The following is a 16,581-nucleotide window of genomic DNA, read 5'->3' as shown; positions in this document are numbered from 1 at the left end:
ATTGGTTTTTGGTATGGGTATCGCTTCAGGCGAAGAACAGCGCTTCCACATTGGCCGGCAGCGGCGTGCCGGTGGCCTGCGCGCGCTGCAGCAGCGACCAGTAGTAGCGGTAGCTGGCGCGGTCGTGCAACTGGCCGTCGTGGCGGATCGGCGCCCAGTTGTTCTCGTGCGCCGCCAGCAGGATCTGGCTGGCCGCGCCGATTTCTTCGGCACCCGGGCGGAACGCCGCCACGATCGGTGCGATCTGGCCCGGATGGATGCTCCACTTGCGCAGGTAGCCGAACTCGCTGCGTGCGCGCAGCGCATCGTCGCCGGCACGCTGCGGCGCCTGCACGTCGGTGCTGACGTTGTGCGACGGCACCTTGCCGTGGCGGTGGCAGGCGGCGGAGATCTCCAGCATGGCGCGGCGGATCAGCGGGTGTTCGAACTGCTGCGGCGAGCGCATGGCTTCGCCCGGGATGGCGCCATGGTGGGCCGAGACAAAGTCCATCAGGCCGAAGCTCAGGCATTCCACCTGCACCAGCGCGGCAATATCGAAGGCCTGTTCCAGCGCGGCGTGGGTCTCGACCAGCACATGGATCGGGATATGCCGGGCGATTCCGGCATTGCGCGCCACCTGGTTGACGTGATCGGTCACGCGCGCGACCTCGACCACGTCGGTGACCTTGGGCACCACCACATAGGCCAGGCGCGCGCCGGCGGCGCGCACCAGCACGTCGACGTCCTCGCGCCAGTTCGGGTGGGCCGGGTCATGGATGCGCACGCCGACGCGGTTGTGGGCATTGAGCGGGCTGTTGACCAGTTGCGCGCACAGCTCGGCATGCTCGCGCTCACGGCCGACGGCGGCACCGTCCTCGCAATCGAAGGTGATGTCGAAGACGGGGCCAAGCTCTTGTTGCAGGGCAAGCGATTTGCGCATCAGCTTTTCGCTGCCCGCGTAGTGGTCACACACCGGCAACTGGACCGGGATGGCTTCGCCCTGGAACAAGACCTCGGAAGGATGCACGTTGATTCGGATCGGTTTGGGTTGACGGGGGAGAGCAGGGGCCATCGTAGCCCCTGAATATTAAAAAAACCGGGGTCCGCGCTGATTCGTGAATCGTTGCGGAACCCCGGTCTTTCCTCGAGCGATCAGAGGATCAGCCCAGCAGGTGCTGCACGCCGGCCTTTTCTTCTTCCAGTTCGTTCAGGGTGATATTGATCTTTTCCTGGCTGTAGGCGTCGATCTCCAGACCCTTGACGATTTCGTACTTGCCGTTGGCGGTGGTCACCGGGTAGCCGAACATGGTGTCGGCCGGGATGCCGTACTCACCGTTCGACGGGATGCCCATGGTGACGACGCGGCCGTTGGTGCCCAGCACCCAGTCGCGCACGTGGTCGATGGCGGCGTTGGCAGCCGAAGCGGCCGACGACAGGCCACGCGCTTCGATGATGGCGGCGCCGCGCTTGCCGACGGTCGGCAGGAACACGTCGTTGTTCCAAACCGGGTCGTTGATCAGGTCCTTGACGCTCTTGCCGTCGACGGTGGCATAGCGGTAGTCGGCGTACATGGTCGGGCTGTGGTTGCCCCACACGAACAGCTTCTCGATCGACGACACCGGCTTGCCGGTCTTGGCGGCGATTTGCGACAGGGCACGGTTGTGGTCCAGGCGCAGCATCGCGGTGAAGTTCTCGCGCGGCAGGTTCGGGGCCGACTTCATGGCGATGTAGGCGTTGGTGTTGGCCGGGTTGCCGACCACCAGCACCTTGACGTTACGGCTGGCGACTTCGTCCAGCGCCTTGCCCTGCACCGTGAAGATCTGGGCGTTGGCTTCGAGCAGGTCCTTGCGCTCCATGCCCTTGCTGCGCGGGCGGGCGCCAACCAGCAGGGCCACGTCGGCGTCCTTGAAGGCAACCTTGGGGTCGTCGGTGATGACCACGCCGGCCAGCAGCGGGAACGCGCAGTCTTCCAGTTCCATCACCACGCCCTTGACGGCTTGCTGGGCTTGCGGGAGGTCGAGCAGTTGGAGGATGACCGGCTGGTCTTTGCCCAGCATGTCACCATTGGCGATGCGGAACAGCAGGGAGTAGCCGATCTGGCCAGCGGCGCCGGTCACTGCGACGCGCATTGGGGCTTTAGCCATGAGTAAATCTCCAAACGATAGAAGGGGGAAAGCCGGTCGGTGGCATGCCGTTGCCGTAACAGGGGGCGCGGCGGGTCACCGGGTGCTGGTTGTCGCCACAGCGGGGAGCGGCCGTCCGCCGGAGCCAGGTGGCGGGGCCACGGGGCGGAGCCGGTGAGGGAGAGCCACAACGGGTCATGGTGATGCAACAAAGCGTTAGTCTACTGCGAAGCGTGGCGCCATTTCCAGACCGGGGCACTGCCGTCCGGTATCCCAGCTGCTGCTGGCGGGCCTGGGAGGGCCATCGCGGGCGTGGACCAGCGCGAGTGTAGGCCGGGCCTCCCGTGATGTCAATTCATATGTCTTATATAAGACATAAGACAATTAACGTAAGGCTGGACGTATCTTGCCCTTTTGTGGTGAAATCCCGCTATGTCCTCCCTGCCTACGTCCCTGACCGGCGCAGCCGCACCCGGCGCGCCGGAATCTGGCGCCGCCACGCCTGGCGCCGGGACGCAGCCGCCTTCTTCGCCGCCCGCGCCTGTGCCGCAGGCGGCCCCGCAATCTGGCCCCACCTCTGGTCTGCAGTCCGTGCCGTCGCCCACCTTCAGCCCGCTTTACCAGCAGATCAAGGCGCTGATCACGCGCAGCCTGCAATCCGGCGAATGGAAGCCCGGCGAGATGATCCCCAGCGAAATGGAGCTGGCCTCCCGCTACAAGGTCAGCCAGGGCACGGTGCGCAAAGCCATCGACGAACTTGCCGCCGAGAACCTGGTGGCGCGCCGGCAGGGCAAGGGCACTTTCGTGACCACGCACCATGAAGACGTGGTCAAGTTCCGCTTCCTGCGCCTCGTCCCCGACGAAGGCGAACCCCATTATGGCGCCAGCCGCGTGCTGGAATGCAAGCGCCTGCGCGCCCCCGCCGAAATTGCCCGGCTGCTCGACATCCGCACCGGCGACAGCGTGGTGCAGATCCGCCGCGTGCTGAATTTCTCGGGCGAGTCGACCGTGCTGGACGAAATCTGGCTGCTCGGCGCCAACTTCAAGGGCCTCACCGCTGAAAAGCTGACCGAGTGGAAGGGCCCCATGTATGCATTGTTCGAGGCCGAATTCGGCACGCGCATGATCCGCGCCTCGGAGAAGATCCGTGCCGTGCCCGCCGATGAAACGGCGGCCGAGTTGCTGTCCGTCCCGGTAGGCTCGCCGCTGCTGTCAGTCGAGCGGGTGTCGTACACCTATGGCGACCGCCCCGTCGAAGTGCGCCGCGGCCTGTACGTGACTACGCGGCACTATTACCAGAACGACCTGAGCTGACGCCGGCGCATGGCATGATGCGCCCGCTGGCGTTGATTATTGTGGCTTTCGTCATGACGGTGCGGGCTGTTGCGCAGCGCGGGTGAAGGTTGCGCCAGATTGCCGGCCGGATGTGATTAGTGTGCGATTGTCGGGCGGCACGTGTTGGTGCCTGATAGCTGAAAATTATTGGTGCAGCGCGCAACAAAGGCGCTAAAATCTCATGGATTTGCCCTAATGCATCCCGTTGCATGCAGGGCAATGGCAGTTTCGTTTTTTGTTTACCGCAAAATGGGGTCTCGCATGGCTGAAGCCGTCAAACAAGCCAGGCCGGAGTACCGGAATATCGGTATCGCGCAGATTGCGCGCTATCGGTTGCCCTGGGCCGGCAAGGTATCCATCCTGCATCGCGCGAGCGGTGCACTGATGTTCCTCCTCCTTCCCTTCGTCCTGTATCTGTTTGAGCAGAGCATCACTTCGGAACTGAGCTTCGCAAAGTTCTCGGCGCTTCTGTCCGGCGGCTTCGTCAAGCTGGTTCTGCTGGTCCTGATCTGGGGTTATCTGCATCACTTCTGCGCGGGTATCCGTTTCCTGCTGCTGGACGTGCACGTCGGCGTTTCCAAGCCGGCCTCGGCCAAGTCTGCCATCGGCGTGCTGGTTGTGAGCCTGCTGCTTACCCTGATTTTCGGCCTGAAGCTGTTCGGCCTGTTCTGAGGAGAATCAAGGTGGCAAACAACAATATCGGTCCCAAGCGTCTTGTCGTCGGTGCGCACTACGGCCTGAAAGACTGGCTGGCGCAGCGCGTCACGGCCGTGATCATGGTGGTCTTCACCGTGGTCCTGGCCATTGCCTTCCTGCTGTCGAACGGCGCTTCGTATGAAGCGTGGGCAGGGCTCTTCTCCAACCAGTGGATGAAGATCATCACGTTCCTGACCATCCTGTCGCTGCTGTATCACGCCTGGATCGGCGTGCGCGACATCTGGATGGACTATGTGCGTCCGATGGCCGTGCGCCTCGTGCTGCAAGTTCTTACGATTCTGTGGCTCGTCGGTTGCGCGGGCTACGCTGCTCAGATTCTCTGGAGGGTGTAATAAATGGTCGCAGTCAAGACTGGATTGCCGCGTCGCCGTTTCGACGTGGTCATCGTCGGTGCTGGCGGCGCCGGGATGCGCGCATCCCTCCAGCTCGCGGAAGCCGGCCTGAACGTGGCCGTGCTGTCCAAGGTGTTCCCGACGCGCTCGCACACGGTGGCGGCGCAGGGCGGCATCGGCGCTTCGCTGGGGAACATGAGCGAAGACAACTGGCACTACCACTTCTACGACACCATCAAGGGCTCGGACTGGCTGGGTGACCAGGACGCCATCGAGTTCATGTGCCGTGAAGCCCCGAAGGTCGTGTACGAGCTCGAACACTTCGGCATGCCGTTCGACCGCAACCCCGACGGCACCATCTACCAGCGTCCGTTCGGCGGCCACACCGCCAACTACGGTGAAAAGCCGGTGCAGCGCGCCTGCGCCGCGGCTGACCGTACCGGCCACGCACTGCTGCACACGCTGTACCAGCGCAACGTGCGCGCCAAGACCCATTTCTTTGTCGAGTGGATGGCGCTGGACCTGATCCGCGACCAGGACGGCGACGTGCTGGGCGTGACCGCGCTGGAAATGGAAACCGGCGAGGTCTATATCCTCGAGGCCAAGACCACGCTGTTCGCGACCGGCGGTGCCGGCCGTATCTATGCCGCTTCCACCAATGCCTTCATCAACACCGGTGACGGCCTGGGCATGGCTGCGCGCGCAGGCGTGCCGCTGGAAGACATGGAATTCTGGCAGTTCCACCCGACCGGCGTGGCCGGCGCGGGCGTGCTGATCACCGAAGGCGTGCGCGGCGAAGGCGGTATCCTGCGCAACAAGGACGGCGAGCGCTTCATGGAGCGCTATGCCCCGACGCTGAAGGACCTGGCGCCGCGTGACTTCGTTTCGCGCTCGATGGACCAGGAAATCAAGGAAGGCCGCGGCTGCGGCCCGAACGGCGACTACGTGCTGCTCGACCTGACCCACGTCGGTGCCGAGACCATCATGAAGCGCCTGCCGTCGATCCGCGAAATCGGCATGAAGTTCGCCAACGTCGACGCGATCAAGGAACCGATCCCGGTGGTCCCGACCATCCACTACCAGATGGGTGGCATTCCTACCAACTATCACGGCCAGGTCGTGGTGCCGAAGAACGGCAACCCGAACGAAGTCCTGAACGGTTTCTACGCGATCGGCGAGTGCTCGTGCGTGTCGGTGCACGGCGCTAACCGCCTGGGCACCAACTCGCTGCTCGACCTTGTGGTGTTCGGCCGCGCCGCCGGCAACCACATCATCGCGCAGAACCTGAAGCAGAAGGAACACAAGCCGCTGCCGGCCGATGCCGCCGATCTCGCGATGTCGCGCCTGGCCAAGCTGCAAGGGACGACCTCGGGCGAATACACCCAGGACGTCGCCAACGACATCCGCAAGAACATGCAGTCGCATGCGGGCGTGTTCCGTACGCAGAAGCTGATGGACGAAGGCGTCGAGCGCATCCTGGAAGTCTCCGAGCGCGCCAACAACATCCACCTGAAGGACAAGTCCAAGGTCTTCAACACCGCGCTGGTGGAAGCCCTGGAAGTGGCCAACCTGGTGGAAGTGGCCAAGGCCACCATGATCTCGGCGGCGGCTCGCAAGGAATCGCGCGGTGCCCACGCGCACAGCGACTTCCCGAATCGCGATGACCAGAACTGGCTCAAGCACACGCTGTTCTACAGCGAAGGCAACCGCCTCGACTACAAGCCGGTGAAGATGGAACCGCTGACGGTGGAAAGCGTGCCGCCGAAGGCCCGTACCTTCTGAGCACCGTATCGTAGAGATAACAGGACCCACAGAAATGAAGCGTATTTTCGAAGTCTACCGCTACGATCCGGACAAGGATGCGGCACCGCGCATGCAGACCTACGAGGTCGAGCTGGACGGTCACGAGCGCATGCTGCTGGACGCGCTGGTCAAGCTGAAGAAGCTGGACGAGACCATCTCGTTCCGCCGTTCGTGCCGCGAAGGCGTGTGCGGCTCGGACGCGATGAACATCAACGGCAAGAACGGCCTGGCGTGCCTGACCAATATGCGCGAGCTGCCGGACCGCATCGTGCTGCGTCCGCTGCCCGGCCTGCCGGTGGTGCGCGACCTGATCGTCGACATGACGAACTTCTTCAAGCAGTACAACTCGATCAAGCCGTTCCTGATCAACGACGAGCCGCCGCCCGAGAAAGAGCGCCTGCAGTCGCCGGAAGAGCGTGACGAGCTGGACGGCCTGTATGAGTGCATTCTCTGCGCCAGCTGCTCGACGTCGTGCCCGTCGTTCTGGTGGAACCCGGACAAGTTCGTCGGCCCCGCCGGCCTGCTGCAGGCTTACCGCTTCATCGCGGACAGCCGCGACCAGGCCACCAGCGAGCGTCTGGACAACCTGAACGACCCGTACCGCCTGTTCCGTTGCCACAGCATCATGAACTGCGTCGATGTGTGCCCGAAGGGTCTGAACCCGACCAAGGCCATTGGCAAGATCAAGGAGCTGATGGTCCGCCGCGCGGTCTGACCCTGCGGCTGTCTGCAGTAGTTGTAAGCGGCACGTCAGCCCGAGCGGCTATATCGGGTTGGCGTGCCGGAAGTAGGAAGCCATGACTGAGAGTCCTGCCACCACTTTCTCCCATCAGGCCGATCCGCACAAGCGCGCCCGCCTGCGCTGGCGCGCCCGCCGCGGCCTCCTGGAGAACGACATCATCGTCGAACGTTTTTTCAACCGTTACGAGGAGAGCCTGTCCGACGAGGACGTGGCTTCGCTGAGCGTGCTGTTCGAACTCAGCGACAACGAGTTGATGGACCTGCTCCTTGCCCGCAAGGAACTGGACGGTGAGCTCGACACGCCCCCGATGCAGCGGGTGATCACCCTGCTGCGTACGGTCTGAGTTTTGGTCAACATTATTATTCACAGCATTTGAAGGATCCGACATGACGCCGTCCGATGTGAAAGCCACGCTATCGTTCTCCGATGGTTCCCCCAGCGTTGAGCTGCCGATCTACACGGGTACCGTTGGCCCGGACGTAATCGACATTCGCAAGCTGTACGGACAGACCGGTAAGTTCACTTACGACCCCGGTTTCATGTCGACGGCTTCGTGCAATTCCAAGATCACCTATATCGACGGTGACAAGGGCGAACTGCTGTACCGCGGCTACCCGATTGAGCAGCTGGCGCAGAAGTGCGACCACCTTGAAACCTGTTACCTGCTGCTGAAGGGCGAGCTGCCCAACGCCAAGCAGAAGGAAGAGTTCGTCGGCCACGTGATGAACCACACCATGGTCCACGAGCAGCTGCAGTTCTTCATGCGCGGCTTCCGCCGCGATGCCCATCCGATGGCCGTGCTGACCGGCCTGGTGGGTGCCATGAGCGCGTTCTACCACGACGCCATGGACATCGATGATCCGCACCAGCGCGAGATCTCGGCCATCCGCCTGATCGCCAAGATGCCGACGATGGTCGCCATGGCGTACAAGTACAACATCGGCCAGCCGTACATCTATCCGCAGAACGACCTGTCCTACTCGGGCAACTTCCTGCGCATGCTGTTCGGCACGCCGTGCGCCCCGTACACCGTGAACCCGGTGCTTGAGCGCGCGCTGGACCGCATCTTCATCCTGCACGCCGACCACGAGCAGAACGCGTCGACCTCGACCGTGCGCCTGGCCGGTTCGTCGGGCACCAACCCGTTCGCAGCCATCGCCGCCGGCGTGGCCTGCCTGTGGGGCCCGGCCCACGGCGGCGCCAATGAAGCCGCGCTGAAGATGCTGGAAGAGATCGGCAGCGTCGACAACATCGGCGAGTTCATCAAGCAGGTGAAGGACAAGAACTCGGGCGTGCGCCTGATGGGCTTTGGCCACCGCGTGTACAAGAACTACGATCCGCGCGCCAAGCTGATGCGCGAAACCTGCCACGAAGTGCTGGAAGAGCTGGGCCTGCACAACGACCCGCTGTTCAAGCTGGCCATGGAGCTGGAAAAGATCGCGCTGGAAGACGAATACTTCGTCAGCCGCAAGCTGTACCCGAACGTGGACTTCTACTCGGGCATCGTCCAGCGCGCGCTGGGCATTCCGACGTCGCTGTTCACCTGCATCTTCGCGCTGGCCCGCACCCCGGGCTGGATCTCGCAGTGGGAAGAAATGATTACCGATCCGGAATACAAGATCGGTCGTCCGCGTCAGCTGTTTGTTGGCGCAGCTACCCGCGACGTGCCGGACGTTGCCAAGCGCTGATCGCTGGCTTTTCATCCGGCTGCGCGATGCAGCAATCACAAACGCCCCGGCCCGCCGGGGCGTTTGTGTTTCTGGGCCGGAGAGCCTTGTGCGTCGCAGCAGGGCAGGGAGCAGGAAATTGCCGGATAAGTGGTGAGAACGGCAATTTGCGGAGAATTGTGTCTCGGTCTGTCAATTCAGTTCCGCATTTGTTGTGCGATTTTCGCCTGTGGCAGGAAATTTGACCCTATAATGCGGGCTGCTTTGCCGACGGCAGCCGGGCCACCCTTCCGGCATGCAGTGCGGCAAGCGGGGCAGGCGAATCGCTTGCGCAATAGAGAACGCATCAAACGTTGTCTTTCCGAACCTTGGTCCCGACACCCCAGCGGGACTGACACATGCCGGGCCCCGCATACGCTGTCTCTCCCTTGCAGGCCCGTCTTCCGCGTCTCGGGCGTCTTTATTCGTAGCCCGCGGGTGTTGTTCGATTGCGCAGGTCACACCGTTTCTGCCCGGTTGACCCAAACATAAATCGAGGAGCTCCTGATGACGCTGTCCCGTCTTACGTCCATCTCGCTGGCCACCATGCTGGCTACCTTTGGCGTCGCTGCCAACGCCGAAACCGTGAAGATCGCCATTGCCGGCCCGATGAGTGGCTCGGTGGCGCAGTATGGCGACATGGTCAAGGCCGGTGCGCTGACCGCCATCGAACAGATCAATGCAGCTGGCGGCGCCGGCGGCAACAAGTTCGAAGTGGTGATGATGGACGACGCCTGCGAGCCGAAGCAGGCCGTGGCGGTTGCCAACAAGATCGTCAGCCAGAACATCAAGTACGTGATCGGCCACGTCTGCTCGGGTTCGACCATCCCGGCTTCGGACATCTACGAGAATGAAGGCATCGTGATGGTGACGCCGTCGGCCACCGCGCCGCAGCTGACCGAGACCAAGAAGCGCAAGTTCATCTTCCGCACCATCGGCCGCGATGACCAGCAGGGCCCGGCCGCTGCCCAGTACATCATCAGCAAGGTCAAACCGAAGAAGGTTGCGGTGCTGCACGACAAGCAGTCGTACGGCCAGGGCATCGCCAGCTCGGTGAAGAAGGACCTGGAAGCCGCCAAGATCCCGGTGGCAGTGTTCGAAGGCATCAACGCCGGCGATTCGGATTACTCCGCCGTCATCACCAAGCTCAAGTCGCAGGGCGTGGACTTTGTCTACTTCGGCGGCTACCACCCGGAAATGGGCCTGCTGCTGCGCCAGGCGCGCGAGCAGGGCGTCAAGGCCGCGTTCATGGGCCCCGAGGGCGTGGGCAACAAGGACGTGACCGCGATTGCCGGCCCGTCGTCGGAGGGCATGCTGGTGACGCTGCCGGCCGACTTCTCGGCCGATCCGGCCAACGCCGCGCTGGTGAAGGCCTTTGCCGACAAGAAGCGTGACGCCAACGGTCCGTTCCAGATGCCGGCCTATGCCGCCGTCAAGATCATTGGCGACGCCATTGCCGGCGCCAAGAGCACCGACCCGGCCAAGGTTGCGGCGTACATGCACAAGAACGCCTTCACCACCCCGATCGGCAAGGTCGAGTACGACGACAAGGGCGACCTGAAGTCCTTCAAGTTCGTGGTCTACACCTGGCACAAGGACGCCAGCAAGACGGCCGCCAACTAAGCCGGCGCTTTCCCACGCACACGCCCCGCCCGGACCCTGGGCGGGGCGTTCTGGTATCGGCCTTCAAGTTCCTGAGGCTTCCCCAATGAATGAATTCCTTCCACAGTTCACCCAGCAGCTGGTCAATGGCCTGACGCTGGGTGCGATCTATGCGCTGATCGCCATCGGCTACACAATGGTCTACGGCATCATCGGCATGATCAATTTCGCGCACGGCGAGATTTACATGATCGGTGCCTATGTCGGCCTGGTCACGCTCACCGCGATCGGCGCCCAGGCAGGCTACCCCCTGCCGCTGGTGCTGGGCGCCGCCTTGCTGGTCTCGGTGCTGGTCACCGGCGTCTACGGCTATGCGGTCGAGCGGGTGGCATACCGGCCCTTGCGGGGCGGACCGCGGCTGGTGCCGCTGATCTCGGCCATCGGCATGTCGATCTTCCTGCAGAACTATGTCCAGATCGGGCAGGGCGCGCGCGACGTGTCCGTGCCGGTGCTGATCTCGGGCGCCATCGAGTTCCAGATGGGCAGTGACTTCACCGTGACGGTGCCGTACTCGCGCCTGCTGATCGTCGGCGTGACGCTGGTGCTGATGATCGCGCTGACGCTGTTTATCGGCCGCTCGCGCATGGGCCGTGCCTGCCGCGCCTGCGCCGAAGACATGCGCATGGCCAACCTGCTGGGCATCGACACCAATAAGGTGATTTCCTTCACCTTCGTGCTGGGTGCGATGCTGGCGGCGGTGGGCGGCGTGCTGATCGGGCTGACCATCGGCAAGCTCAATCCCTTTATCGGCTTTATCGCCGGCATCAAGGCCTTTACCGCGGCGGTGCTGGGCGGCATCGGCAGCATCCCGGGCGCGATGCTCGGCGGCGTGCTGCTGGGCCTGGCGGAGACCTTCGCCTCGGGCTATATGCCGGCCGAGTACAAGGACGTGGTTGCGTTCAGCCTGCTGGTGCTGGTGCTGCTGTTCCGTCCGACCGGGCTGCTGGGCAAGCCCGACGTCGAAAAGGTCTGAGGGAGGACGAGACCATGACCAACAAAATTAGCGCGATACCCGCGGGGCAAGCCGCCCGCGCGGCCGCGCCCGGGCAATCGCTGAAGAACGCGATCTTCGCGGCCGTGATGACGGCCATTCTCACCATTCCCATCCTGGGCCTGCAGCTCAAGCTGGAGGGCTACAAGGTAGTGCTCGAGCCGCACTGGCGGCCGGTGTGGATCGCCGTGGCGGCGGTGTTCCTGTTCCAGTTGTTCAAGCCGCTGCTGTCGCGTACCGGCAGCGCCGTGCGCCTGCCGTCGGTGCCGCAGCTCGGGGCGCGCCAGCAGCGCGTGGCGGTATGGGTGCTGCTGGCGATCGGGCTGGTGTGGCCGTTTTTCGGCTCGCGCGGCGCGGTGGACGTGGCCACGCTGGCGCTGATCTACGTGATCCTGGGGCTGGGCCTGAATATCGTGGTGGGCTATGCCGGCCTGCTCGACCTGGGCTATGTCGGCTTCTACGCGATCGGCGGCTATACCTATGCGTTGCTGAACCAGTACTTCGGGCTGGGCTTCTGGGAATGCCTGCCGATTGCCGCGGCAATGTCGGCGACCTTCGGCTTTATCCTTGGCTTCCCGGTGCTGCGGTTGCGCGGCGACTACCTGGCCATCGTGACGCTGGGCTTCGGCGAGATCATCCGCCTGCTGGCCAACAATCTGACCAGCCTGACCGGCGGCCCGGACGGCGTCTCGGGCATCCCGAAGCCGACCGTGTTCGGCATCGAGATGGCGCGCAGTGCGAGCGTGGAGGGCACCAGGACTTTCCATGACCTGATCGGCCTGGACTACAGCGGCCAGCACATGGTGATCTTCCTGTACCTGCTGGCGCTGCTGCTGGTCGGCTTCACGCTGTTCGTCACCAGCCGCCTGATCCGCATGCCGATGGGCCGCGCCTGGGAAGCGCTGCGCGACGACGAGATCGCGTGCCGCTCGCTGGGCATGAACCCGACCCGCATCAAGCTGTCGGCGTTCACGCTGGGCGCATCGTTCGCCGGCATCGGCGGCGCGTTCTTCGCGGCGCGCCAGGGGCTGGTCAATCCGGAATCGTTCACCTTTATCGAGTCGGCGCTGATCCTCGCCGTGGTGGTGCTGGGCGGCATGGGCTCGCAGCTGGGCGTGATCCTGGCGGCGATCCTGCTGACGGCGCTGCCCGAAGTGGCGCGCGGCTTTGCCGAATACCGCATGCTGATCTTCGGCCTGGTGATGGTGCTGATGATGATGTGGCGTCCGCAGGGCCTGCTGCCCGCGAGCCGTCCCCACGTGGAGTTGCCGCGATGACTAATGTGCAACAAGCGGTGCAACCAGCCGAGCTGCTGAAAGTCTCCGGGCTGCAGATGCGCTTTGGCGGCCTGCTGGCCGTCGATGGCATCGATTTCGATGTTCGCAAGGATGAGGTCTTCGCCATCATCGGCCCCAACGGCGCCGGCAAGACCACGGTGTTCAACTGCGTGGGCGGCTTCTACAAGCCGACCGCGGGCGATGTCACGCTCGACGGCCGCGACATTGCCGGCCTGCCCAGCCACAAGGTGGCGCGCCAGGGCCTGGTGCGGACCTTCCAGAATATCCGCCTGTTCAAGTCGCTGACGGTAGTGGAAAACCTGCTGGTCGCGCAGCACCTGCAGGTGCAGTCCGGTATCCTGCGCGGCCTGTTCGCCACGCCGGCCTACCGGCGCGCCGAGCGCGAGGCGCTGGAGCGCGCTGCGGTCTGGCTGGAGCGCATGGGCCTGACCAAGGTCGCCAACCGCGAGGCCGGCACGCTGTCGTACGGCCACCAGCGTCGGCTGGAGATCGCGCGCTGCATGATCACCAAGCCGCGCCTGCTGATGCTGGACGAGCCCGCCGCCGGCCTGAACCCGCAGGAGAAGATCGAGCTGCAGCAGCTGATCGACCAGCTGCGGCGCGAGTTCGGCATCTCGGTGCTGCTGATCGAGCACGACATGCGCCTGGTGATGGGCGTGTCCGACCGCATCCTGGTGATGGAGCACGGCAAGCCGATCGTGATCGGCAAGCCGGAAGCAGTGCGCAACGACCCGCGCGTGATCAAGGCCTACCTGGGAGAGGACTGATGCTGAAGCTGGAACAGGTCCATACCCATTACGGCGCCGTCGAGGCGCTGTCGGGCGTATCGATCGAAGTCAACAAGGGGGAGATCGTCACCCTGATCGGCAGCAACGGCGCCGGCAAGACGACGCTGATGATGACCGTGTGCGGCACGCCGCGCGCGTCCAGTGGGCGCGTGACGTTCGAAGGGCAGGACATCACCAACCGGTCCACGCACGAGATCATGCGCTTGGGCATGGCGATCTCGCCCGAGGGCCGGCGCGTGTTCCCGAGCCTGACGGTGCTGGAGAACCTGAAGATGGGTGCTTTCTTCGCCAGGCGCGACGAGATCGAGGCGGGCATCGAACACGTCTTCAAGCTGTTCCCGCGCCTGAACCAGCGCTCGGGGCAGCGCGCCGGCACCATGTCCGGCGGCGAGCAGCAGATGCTGGCGATCGGCCGCGCGCTGATGAGCCGGCCGCGCCTGCTGCTGCTGGACGAGCCCACGCTTGGGCTGGCGCCGCTGATCATCGCGCAGATCTTCGACATCATCCGCACCATTCGTGACGAAGGCGTCACTGTGTTCCTGGTCGAGCAGAACGCCAACAAGGCGCTGCAGGTGGCGGACCGCGGCTATGTGCTCGAAACCGGCAAGGTGGTGCTGGCCGATACCGGCGCCAACCTGCTGGCCAACGACCGGATCAAGGCCGCCTACCTGGGCGGCTGATCCCGAGAGGCCGCCGCCTGAGCCGCCCCCCCGGGCGGGGCGGCGGCCTTTTCCTTTTCGCGATCCGCGAAATCCCCCTTTCGCCAATCACATTACATCGCAGCCGCCGCCCGGGCCGGGCAGGGGGCTGAGTGCCGCACCCCCTGTGGCATAATCGATTGCCAAGTCAAGCATTGCCGCAACGCTTGAAATAACGCTCGCTTCAGGCGGCTTCCGGCGCGATCATCGCTATCGTCACCCGTGTTCGCCACCGCGACCGAAGCGAACAAAAACCCCTGCAAACTACTGCGCGGTCACCGCGGACTTCTCCTGCAAAGGACTGGTCCTCCGGCCCGCCATCGCATCATGGCCAAGACGCTCTACGACAAACTCTGGGATGACCACACCGTCCACGTCGAGGAAGACGGCACCACGCTGCTCTATATCGACCGCCACCTGCTGCATGAAGTGACCAGCCCGCAGGCGTTCGAAGGGCTGAAGCTGGCGGAGCGTCCGGTATGGCGCATCAGCGCCAACCTGGCCGTGTCGGACCACAACGTGCCGACCACCGACCGCAGCCAGGGCATTGCCGATCCGGTATCGAAGCTCCAGGTCGATACGCTGGACGCCAACTGCGACAGCTACGGCATCACCCAGTTCAAGATGAACGACCACCGCCAGGGCATCGTGCACGTGATCGGGCCGGAGCAGGGCGCCACGCTGCCGGGCATGACGGTGGTGTGCGGCGACTCGCATACCAGCACGCATGGCGCTTTCGGCGCGCTCGCGCACGGCATCGGCACCTCCGAGGTGGAGCATGTGCTGGCCACGCAGACGCTGCTGGGCAAGAAGGCCAGGAACATGCTGGTCAAGGTGGAAGGCAAGCTGCCGCGCGGCTGCACCGCCAAGGACATCGTGCTGGCCGTGATCGGCAAGATCGGCACCGCGGGCGGCACCGGCTACACCATCGAATTCGCCGGCTCGGCCATCCGCGACCTGACCATGGAAGGCCGCATGACGGTCTGCAACATGGCCATCGAAGCGGGCGCGCGTGCCGGCCTGGTGGCCGTGGACGACGTCACGCTCGAGTACGTGAAGGGCCGCCCCTACGCGCCGCAGGGCGTGGAGTGGGAGCAGGCCGTGGCCTACTGGCGCACGCTGCATTCGGATGCCGGGGCCAAGTTCGACCAGGTGGTCGAGCTGCGCGCCGAAGACGTCCGCCCGCAGGTGACCTGGGGCACCTCGCCGGAAATGGTGATCAGCATCGAAGACCGCGTGCCGGATCCCGAGAAGGAAAAGGACCAGAACAAGCGCAACGCGATGGAGCGCGCGCTGGAGTACATGGGCCTGCAGCCCAACGTGCCGGTCGAGAGCATCAATATCGACAAGGTCTTCATCGGTTCCTGCACCAACAGCCGCATCGAAGACATGCGCGCCGCCGCATGGGTGGTGCAGAAGCTGGGCCGCAAGGTTGCTGCCAACGTGAAGCTGGCGATGGTGGTGCCGGGTTCGGGCCTGGTCAAGGAACAGGCCGAGCGCGAAGGGCTGGACAAGATCTTCAAGGCCGCCGGCTTCGAGTGGCGCGAGCCGGGCTGCTCGATGTGCCTGGCCATGAATGCCGACCGCCTCGATCCGGGCGAGCGCTGCGCCTCGACCTCGAACCGCAACTTCGAAGGCCGCCAGGGCGCGGGCGGGCGCACGCATCTGGTGAGCCCGGCGATGGCCGCGGCCGCCGCCATCGAAGGCCATTTCGTCGATATCCGCAAGCTGGGCTGAAGAAGCAAGGAAAGAGAACATGGACAAGTTCACCGTACACAGTGGCCTCGTGGCGCCGCTCGACCGCGAGAACGTCGATACCGACGCCATCATCCCGAAGCAGTTCCTGAAATCAATCCAGCGCACCGGCTTTGGCCCCAACCTGTTCGACGAGTGGCGCTACAAGGACGTCGGCCAGCCCGGCATGGACAACAGCAAGCGTCCGCTGAACCCGGACTTCGTGCTGAACCAGCCGCGCTACCAGGGCGCGTCGATCCTGCTGGCGCGCCGCAACTTCGGCTGCGGCAGCTCGCGCGAACACGCACCGTGGGCGCTGACGCAATACGGCTTCCGCGCCGTGATCGCGCCCAGCTTTGCCGACATCTTCTTCAACAACTGCTACAAGAACGGCCTGTTGCCGGTGGTGCTGACCGAACAGCAGGTCGACCACCTGTTCAACGAGACCAACGCCTTCAACGGCTATAAGCTGACCATCGACCTGGACAAGCAGGTGGTGCTCACGGCGGGCGGCCAGGCGTATGAGTTCGATATCGCCCCGTTCCGCAAGTACTGCATGCTGAATGGCTTCGACGATATCGGCCTGACCCTGCGCCACGCCGACAAGATCAAGGCCTATGAGGCCGAGCGCGTGGCCAGGATGCCGTGGCTGAACAACCGCCTGGTCGGATAA

At 64.2% G+C, this 16,581-nt stretch carries 16 protein-coding genes; 14 read left to right on the top strand and 2 right to left on the bottom strand.

Translation table 11 applies throughout. The features are described 5' to 3' along the window. Window positions 1-25: 25 nt before the first annotated feature. Both RS901_RS00180 and RS901_RS00175 read right to left on the bottom strand, forming a co-directional pair. Entirely contained in the window at window positions 26-1,006 is a 981-nt protein-coding gene (locus tag RS901_RS00180) for an HpcH/HpaI aldolase/citrate lyase family protein (protein ID WP_316150796.1), read from the bottom strand. A 133-nt stretch (window positions 1,007-1,139) separates the two neighbouring features. Further along, the gene (locus RS901_RS00175) at window positions 1,140-2,123 is read right to left on the bottom strand and encodes a malate dehydrogenase (protein WP_316150795.1); all 984 of its coding nucleotides are present in this window, start codon (window positions 2,121-2,123) and stop codon (window positions 1,140-1,142) included. A gap of 411 nt (window positions 2,124-2,534) precedes the next feature. Here RS901_RS00175 and RS901_RS00170 point away from each other — a divergent pair, with 411 nt between their 5' ends. The 14 genes from RS901_RS00170 (at window position 2,535) to leuD (ending at window position 16,581) form a co-directional block, all read left to right on the top strand. Next, complete coding sequence (locus RS901_RS00170) at window positions 2,535-3,416, top strand: GntR family transcriptional regulator (protein ID WP_316150793.1); 882 nt, start codon at window positions 2,535-2,537, stop codon at window positions 3,414-3,416. A gap of 282 nt (window positions 3,417-3,698) precedes the next feature. After that, complete coding sequence (gene sdhC, locus RS901_RS00165; RefSeq protein WP_114132405.1) at window positions 3,699-4,109, top strand: succinate dehydrogenase, cytochrome b556 subunit; 411 nt, start codon at window positions 3,699-3,701, stop codon at window positions 4,107-4,109. 11 nt (window positions 4,110-4,120) lie between these two features. Then, on the top strand, window positions 4,121-4,486 hold the full coding sequence (gene sdhD / locus RS901_RS00160) for a succinate dehydrogenase, hydrophobic membrane anchor protein (protein WP_010814617.1): 366 nt from the start codon (window positions 4,121-4,123) through the stop codon (window positions 4,484-4,486). Window positions 4,487-4,489: 3 nt separating this feature from the next. Then, entirely contained in the window at window positions 4,490-6,268 is a 1,779-nt protein-coding gene (sdhA, locus tag RS901_RS00155) for a succinate dehydrogenase flavoprotein subunit (protein WP_013957424.1), read from the top strand. 34 nt (window positions 6,269-6,302) lie between these two features. Continuing rightward, window positions 6,303-7,004 (top strand): succinate dehydrogenase iron-sulfur subunit, encoded by a 702-nt coding sequence (locus tag RS901_RS00150; RefSeq protein WP_011298473.1) that lies wholly within the window; start codon window positions 6,303-6,305, stop codon window positions 7,002-7,004. An 82-nt stretch (window positions 7,005-7,086) separates the two neighbouring features. After that, window positions 7,087-7,374, top strand: coding sequence for a succinate dehydrogenase assembly factor 2 (locus RS901_RS00145; RefSeq protein ID WP_013957423.1), 288 nt, complete (start codon window positions 7,087-7,089; stop codon window positions 7,372-7,374). A 43-nt stretch (window positions 7,375-7,417) separates the two neighbouring features. After that, the gene (gltA, locus tag RS901_RS00140) at window positions 7,418-8,719 is read left to right on the top strand and encodes a citrate synthase (RefSeq protein WP_316150789.1); all 1,302 of its coding nucleotides are present in this window, start codon (window positions 7,418-7,420) and stop codon (window positions 8,717-8,719) included. Window positions 8,720-9,244: 525 nt separating this feature from the next. Then, window positions 9,245-10,360, top strand: coding sequence for a branched-chain amino acid ABC transporter substrate-binding protein (locus tag RS901_RS00135; protein ID WP_114132407.1), 1,116 nt, complete (start codon window positions 9,245-9,247; stop codon window positions 10,358-10,360). A gap of 85 nt (window positions 10,361-10,445) precedes the next feature. Continuing rightward, the gene (gene livH, locus RS901_RS00130; RefSeq protein ID WP_010814623.1) at window positions 10,446-11,372 is read left to right on the top strand and encodes a high-affinity branched-chain amino acid ABC transporter permease LivH; all 927 of its coding nucleotides are present in this window, start codon (window positions 10,446-10,448) and stop codon (window positions 11,370-11,372) included. Window positions 11,373-11,386: 14 nt separating this feature from the next. Further along, window positions 11,387-12,667 carry a high-affinity branched-chain amino acid ABC transporter permease LivM gene (locus RS901_RS00125; RefSeq protein WP_316150788.1) on the top strand — a complete coding sequence of 427 codons (1,281 nt, stop codon included), beginning with the start codon at window positions 11,387-11,389 and terminating at the stop codon, window positions 12,665-12,667. Further along, window positions 12,664-13,455 carry a high-affinity branched-chain amino acid ABC transporter ATP-binding protein LivG gene (gene livG / locus RS901_RS00120; RefSeq protein WP_316150787.1) on the top strand — a complete coding sequence of 264 codons (792 nt, stop codon included), beginning with the start codon at window positions 12,664-12,666 and terminating at the stop codon, window positions 13,453-13,455. The genes RS901_RS00125 and livG overlap by 4 nt, the downstream gene beginning before the upstream one ends. Next, entirely contained in the window at window positions 13,455-14,156 is a 702-nt protein-coding gene (locus tag RS901_RS00115; RefSeq protein WP_316150786.1) for an ABC transporter ATP-binding protein, read from the top strand. The genes livG and RS901_RS00115 overlap by 1 nt, the downstream gene beginning before the upstream one ends. A gap of 345 nt (window positions 14,157-14,501) precedes the next feature. Further along, the gene (gene leuC, locus RS901_RS00110) at window positions 14,502-15,911 is read left to right on the top strand and encodes a 3-isopropylmalate dehydratase large subunit (RefSeq protein ID WP_316150783.1); all 1,410 of its coding nucleotides are present in this window, start codon (window positions 14,502-14,504) and stop codon (window positions 15,909-15,911) included. Between the two features lie 19 nt (window positions 15,912-15,930). Next, complete coding sequence (gene leuD / locus RS901_RS00105) at window positions 15,931-16,581, top strand: 3-isopropylmalate dehydratase small subunit (protein WP_316150781.1); 651 nt, start codon at window positions 15,931-15,933, stop codon at window positions 16,579-16,581.

The organism is Cupriavidus sp. BIC8F (assembly GCF_032465815.1).
In the GTDB taxonomy this organism is placed as follows: Bacteria; Pseudomonadota; Gammaproteobacteria; order Burkholderiales; family Burkholderiaceae; genus Cupriavidus; species Cupriavidus necator.
Note: the sequence above shows the minus strand (reverse complement) of the source record. Positions and strands in the feature narration are given on the sequence as shown.

Bases quoted from the DNA above. Each gene is read 5' to 3' on its own strand.
- RS901_RS00150 (WP_011298473.1), top strand. From the start codon at position 6,303: ATGAAGCGTATTTTCGAAGTCTACCGCTACGATCCGGACAAGGATGCG.
- livH (WP_010814623.1), top strand. From the start codon at position 10,446: ATGAATGAATTCCTTCCACAGTTCACCCAGCAGCTGGTCAATGGCCTG.
- RS901_RS00125 (WP_316150788.1), top strand. From the start codon at position 11,387: ATGACCAACAAAATTAGCGCGATACCCGCGGGGCAAGCCGCCCGCGCG.
- RS901_RS00175 (WP_316150795.1), bottom strand. From the start codon at position 2,123: ATGGCTAAAGCCCCAATGCGCGTCGCAGTGACCGGCGCCGCTGGCCAG.
- leuD (WP_316150781.1), top strand. From the start codon at position 15,931: ATGGACAAGTTCACCGTACACAGTGGCCTCGTGGCGCCGCTCGACCGC.
- RS901_RS00115 (WP_316150786.1), top strand. From the start codon at position 13,455: ATGCTGAAGCTGGAACAGGTCCATACCCATTACGGCGCCGTCGAGGCG.
- gltA (WP_316150789.1), top strand. From the start codon at position 7,418: ATGACGCCGTCCGATGTGAAAGCCACGCTATCGTTCTCCGATGGTTCC.
- RS901_RS00135 (WP_114132407.1), top strand. From the start codon at position 9,245: ATGACGCTGTCCCGTCTTACGTCCATCTCGCTGGCCACCATGCTGGCT.
- RS901_RS00145 (WP_013957423.1), top strand. From the start codon at position 7,087: ATGACTGAGAGTCCTGCCACCACTTTCTCCCATCAGGCCGATCCGCAC.
- sdhC (WP_114132405.1), top strand. From the start codon at position 3,699: ATGGCTGAAGCCGTCAAACAAGCCAGGCCGGAGTACCGGAATATCGGT.
- leuC (WP_316150783.1), top strand. From the start codon at position 14,502: ATGGCCAAGACGCTCTACGACAAACTCTGGGATGACCACACCGTCCAC.
- RS901_RS00170 (WP_316150793.1), top strand. From the start codon at position 2,535: ATGTCCTCCCTGCCTACGTCCCTGACCGGCGCAGCCGCACCCGGCGCG.
- sdhA (WP_013957424.1), top strand. From the start codon at position 4,490: ATGGTCGCAGTCAAGACTGGATTGCCGCGTCGCCGTTTCGACGTGGTC.
- livG (WP_316150787.1), top strand. From the start codon at position 12,664: ATGACTAATGTGCAACAAGCGGTGCAACCAGCCGAGCTGCTGAAAGTC.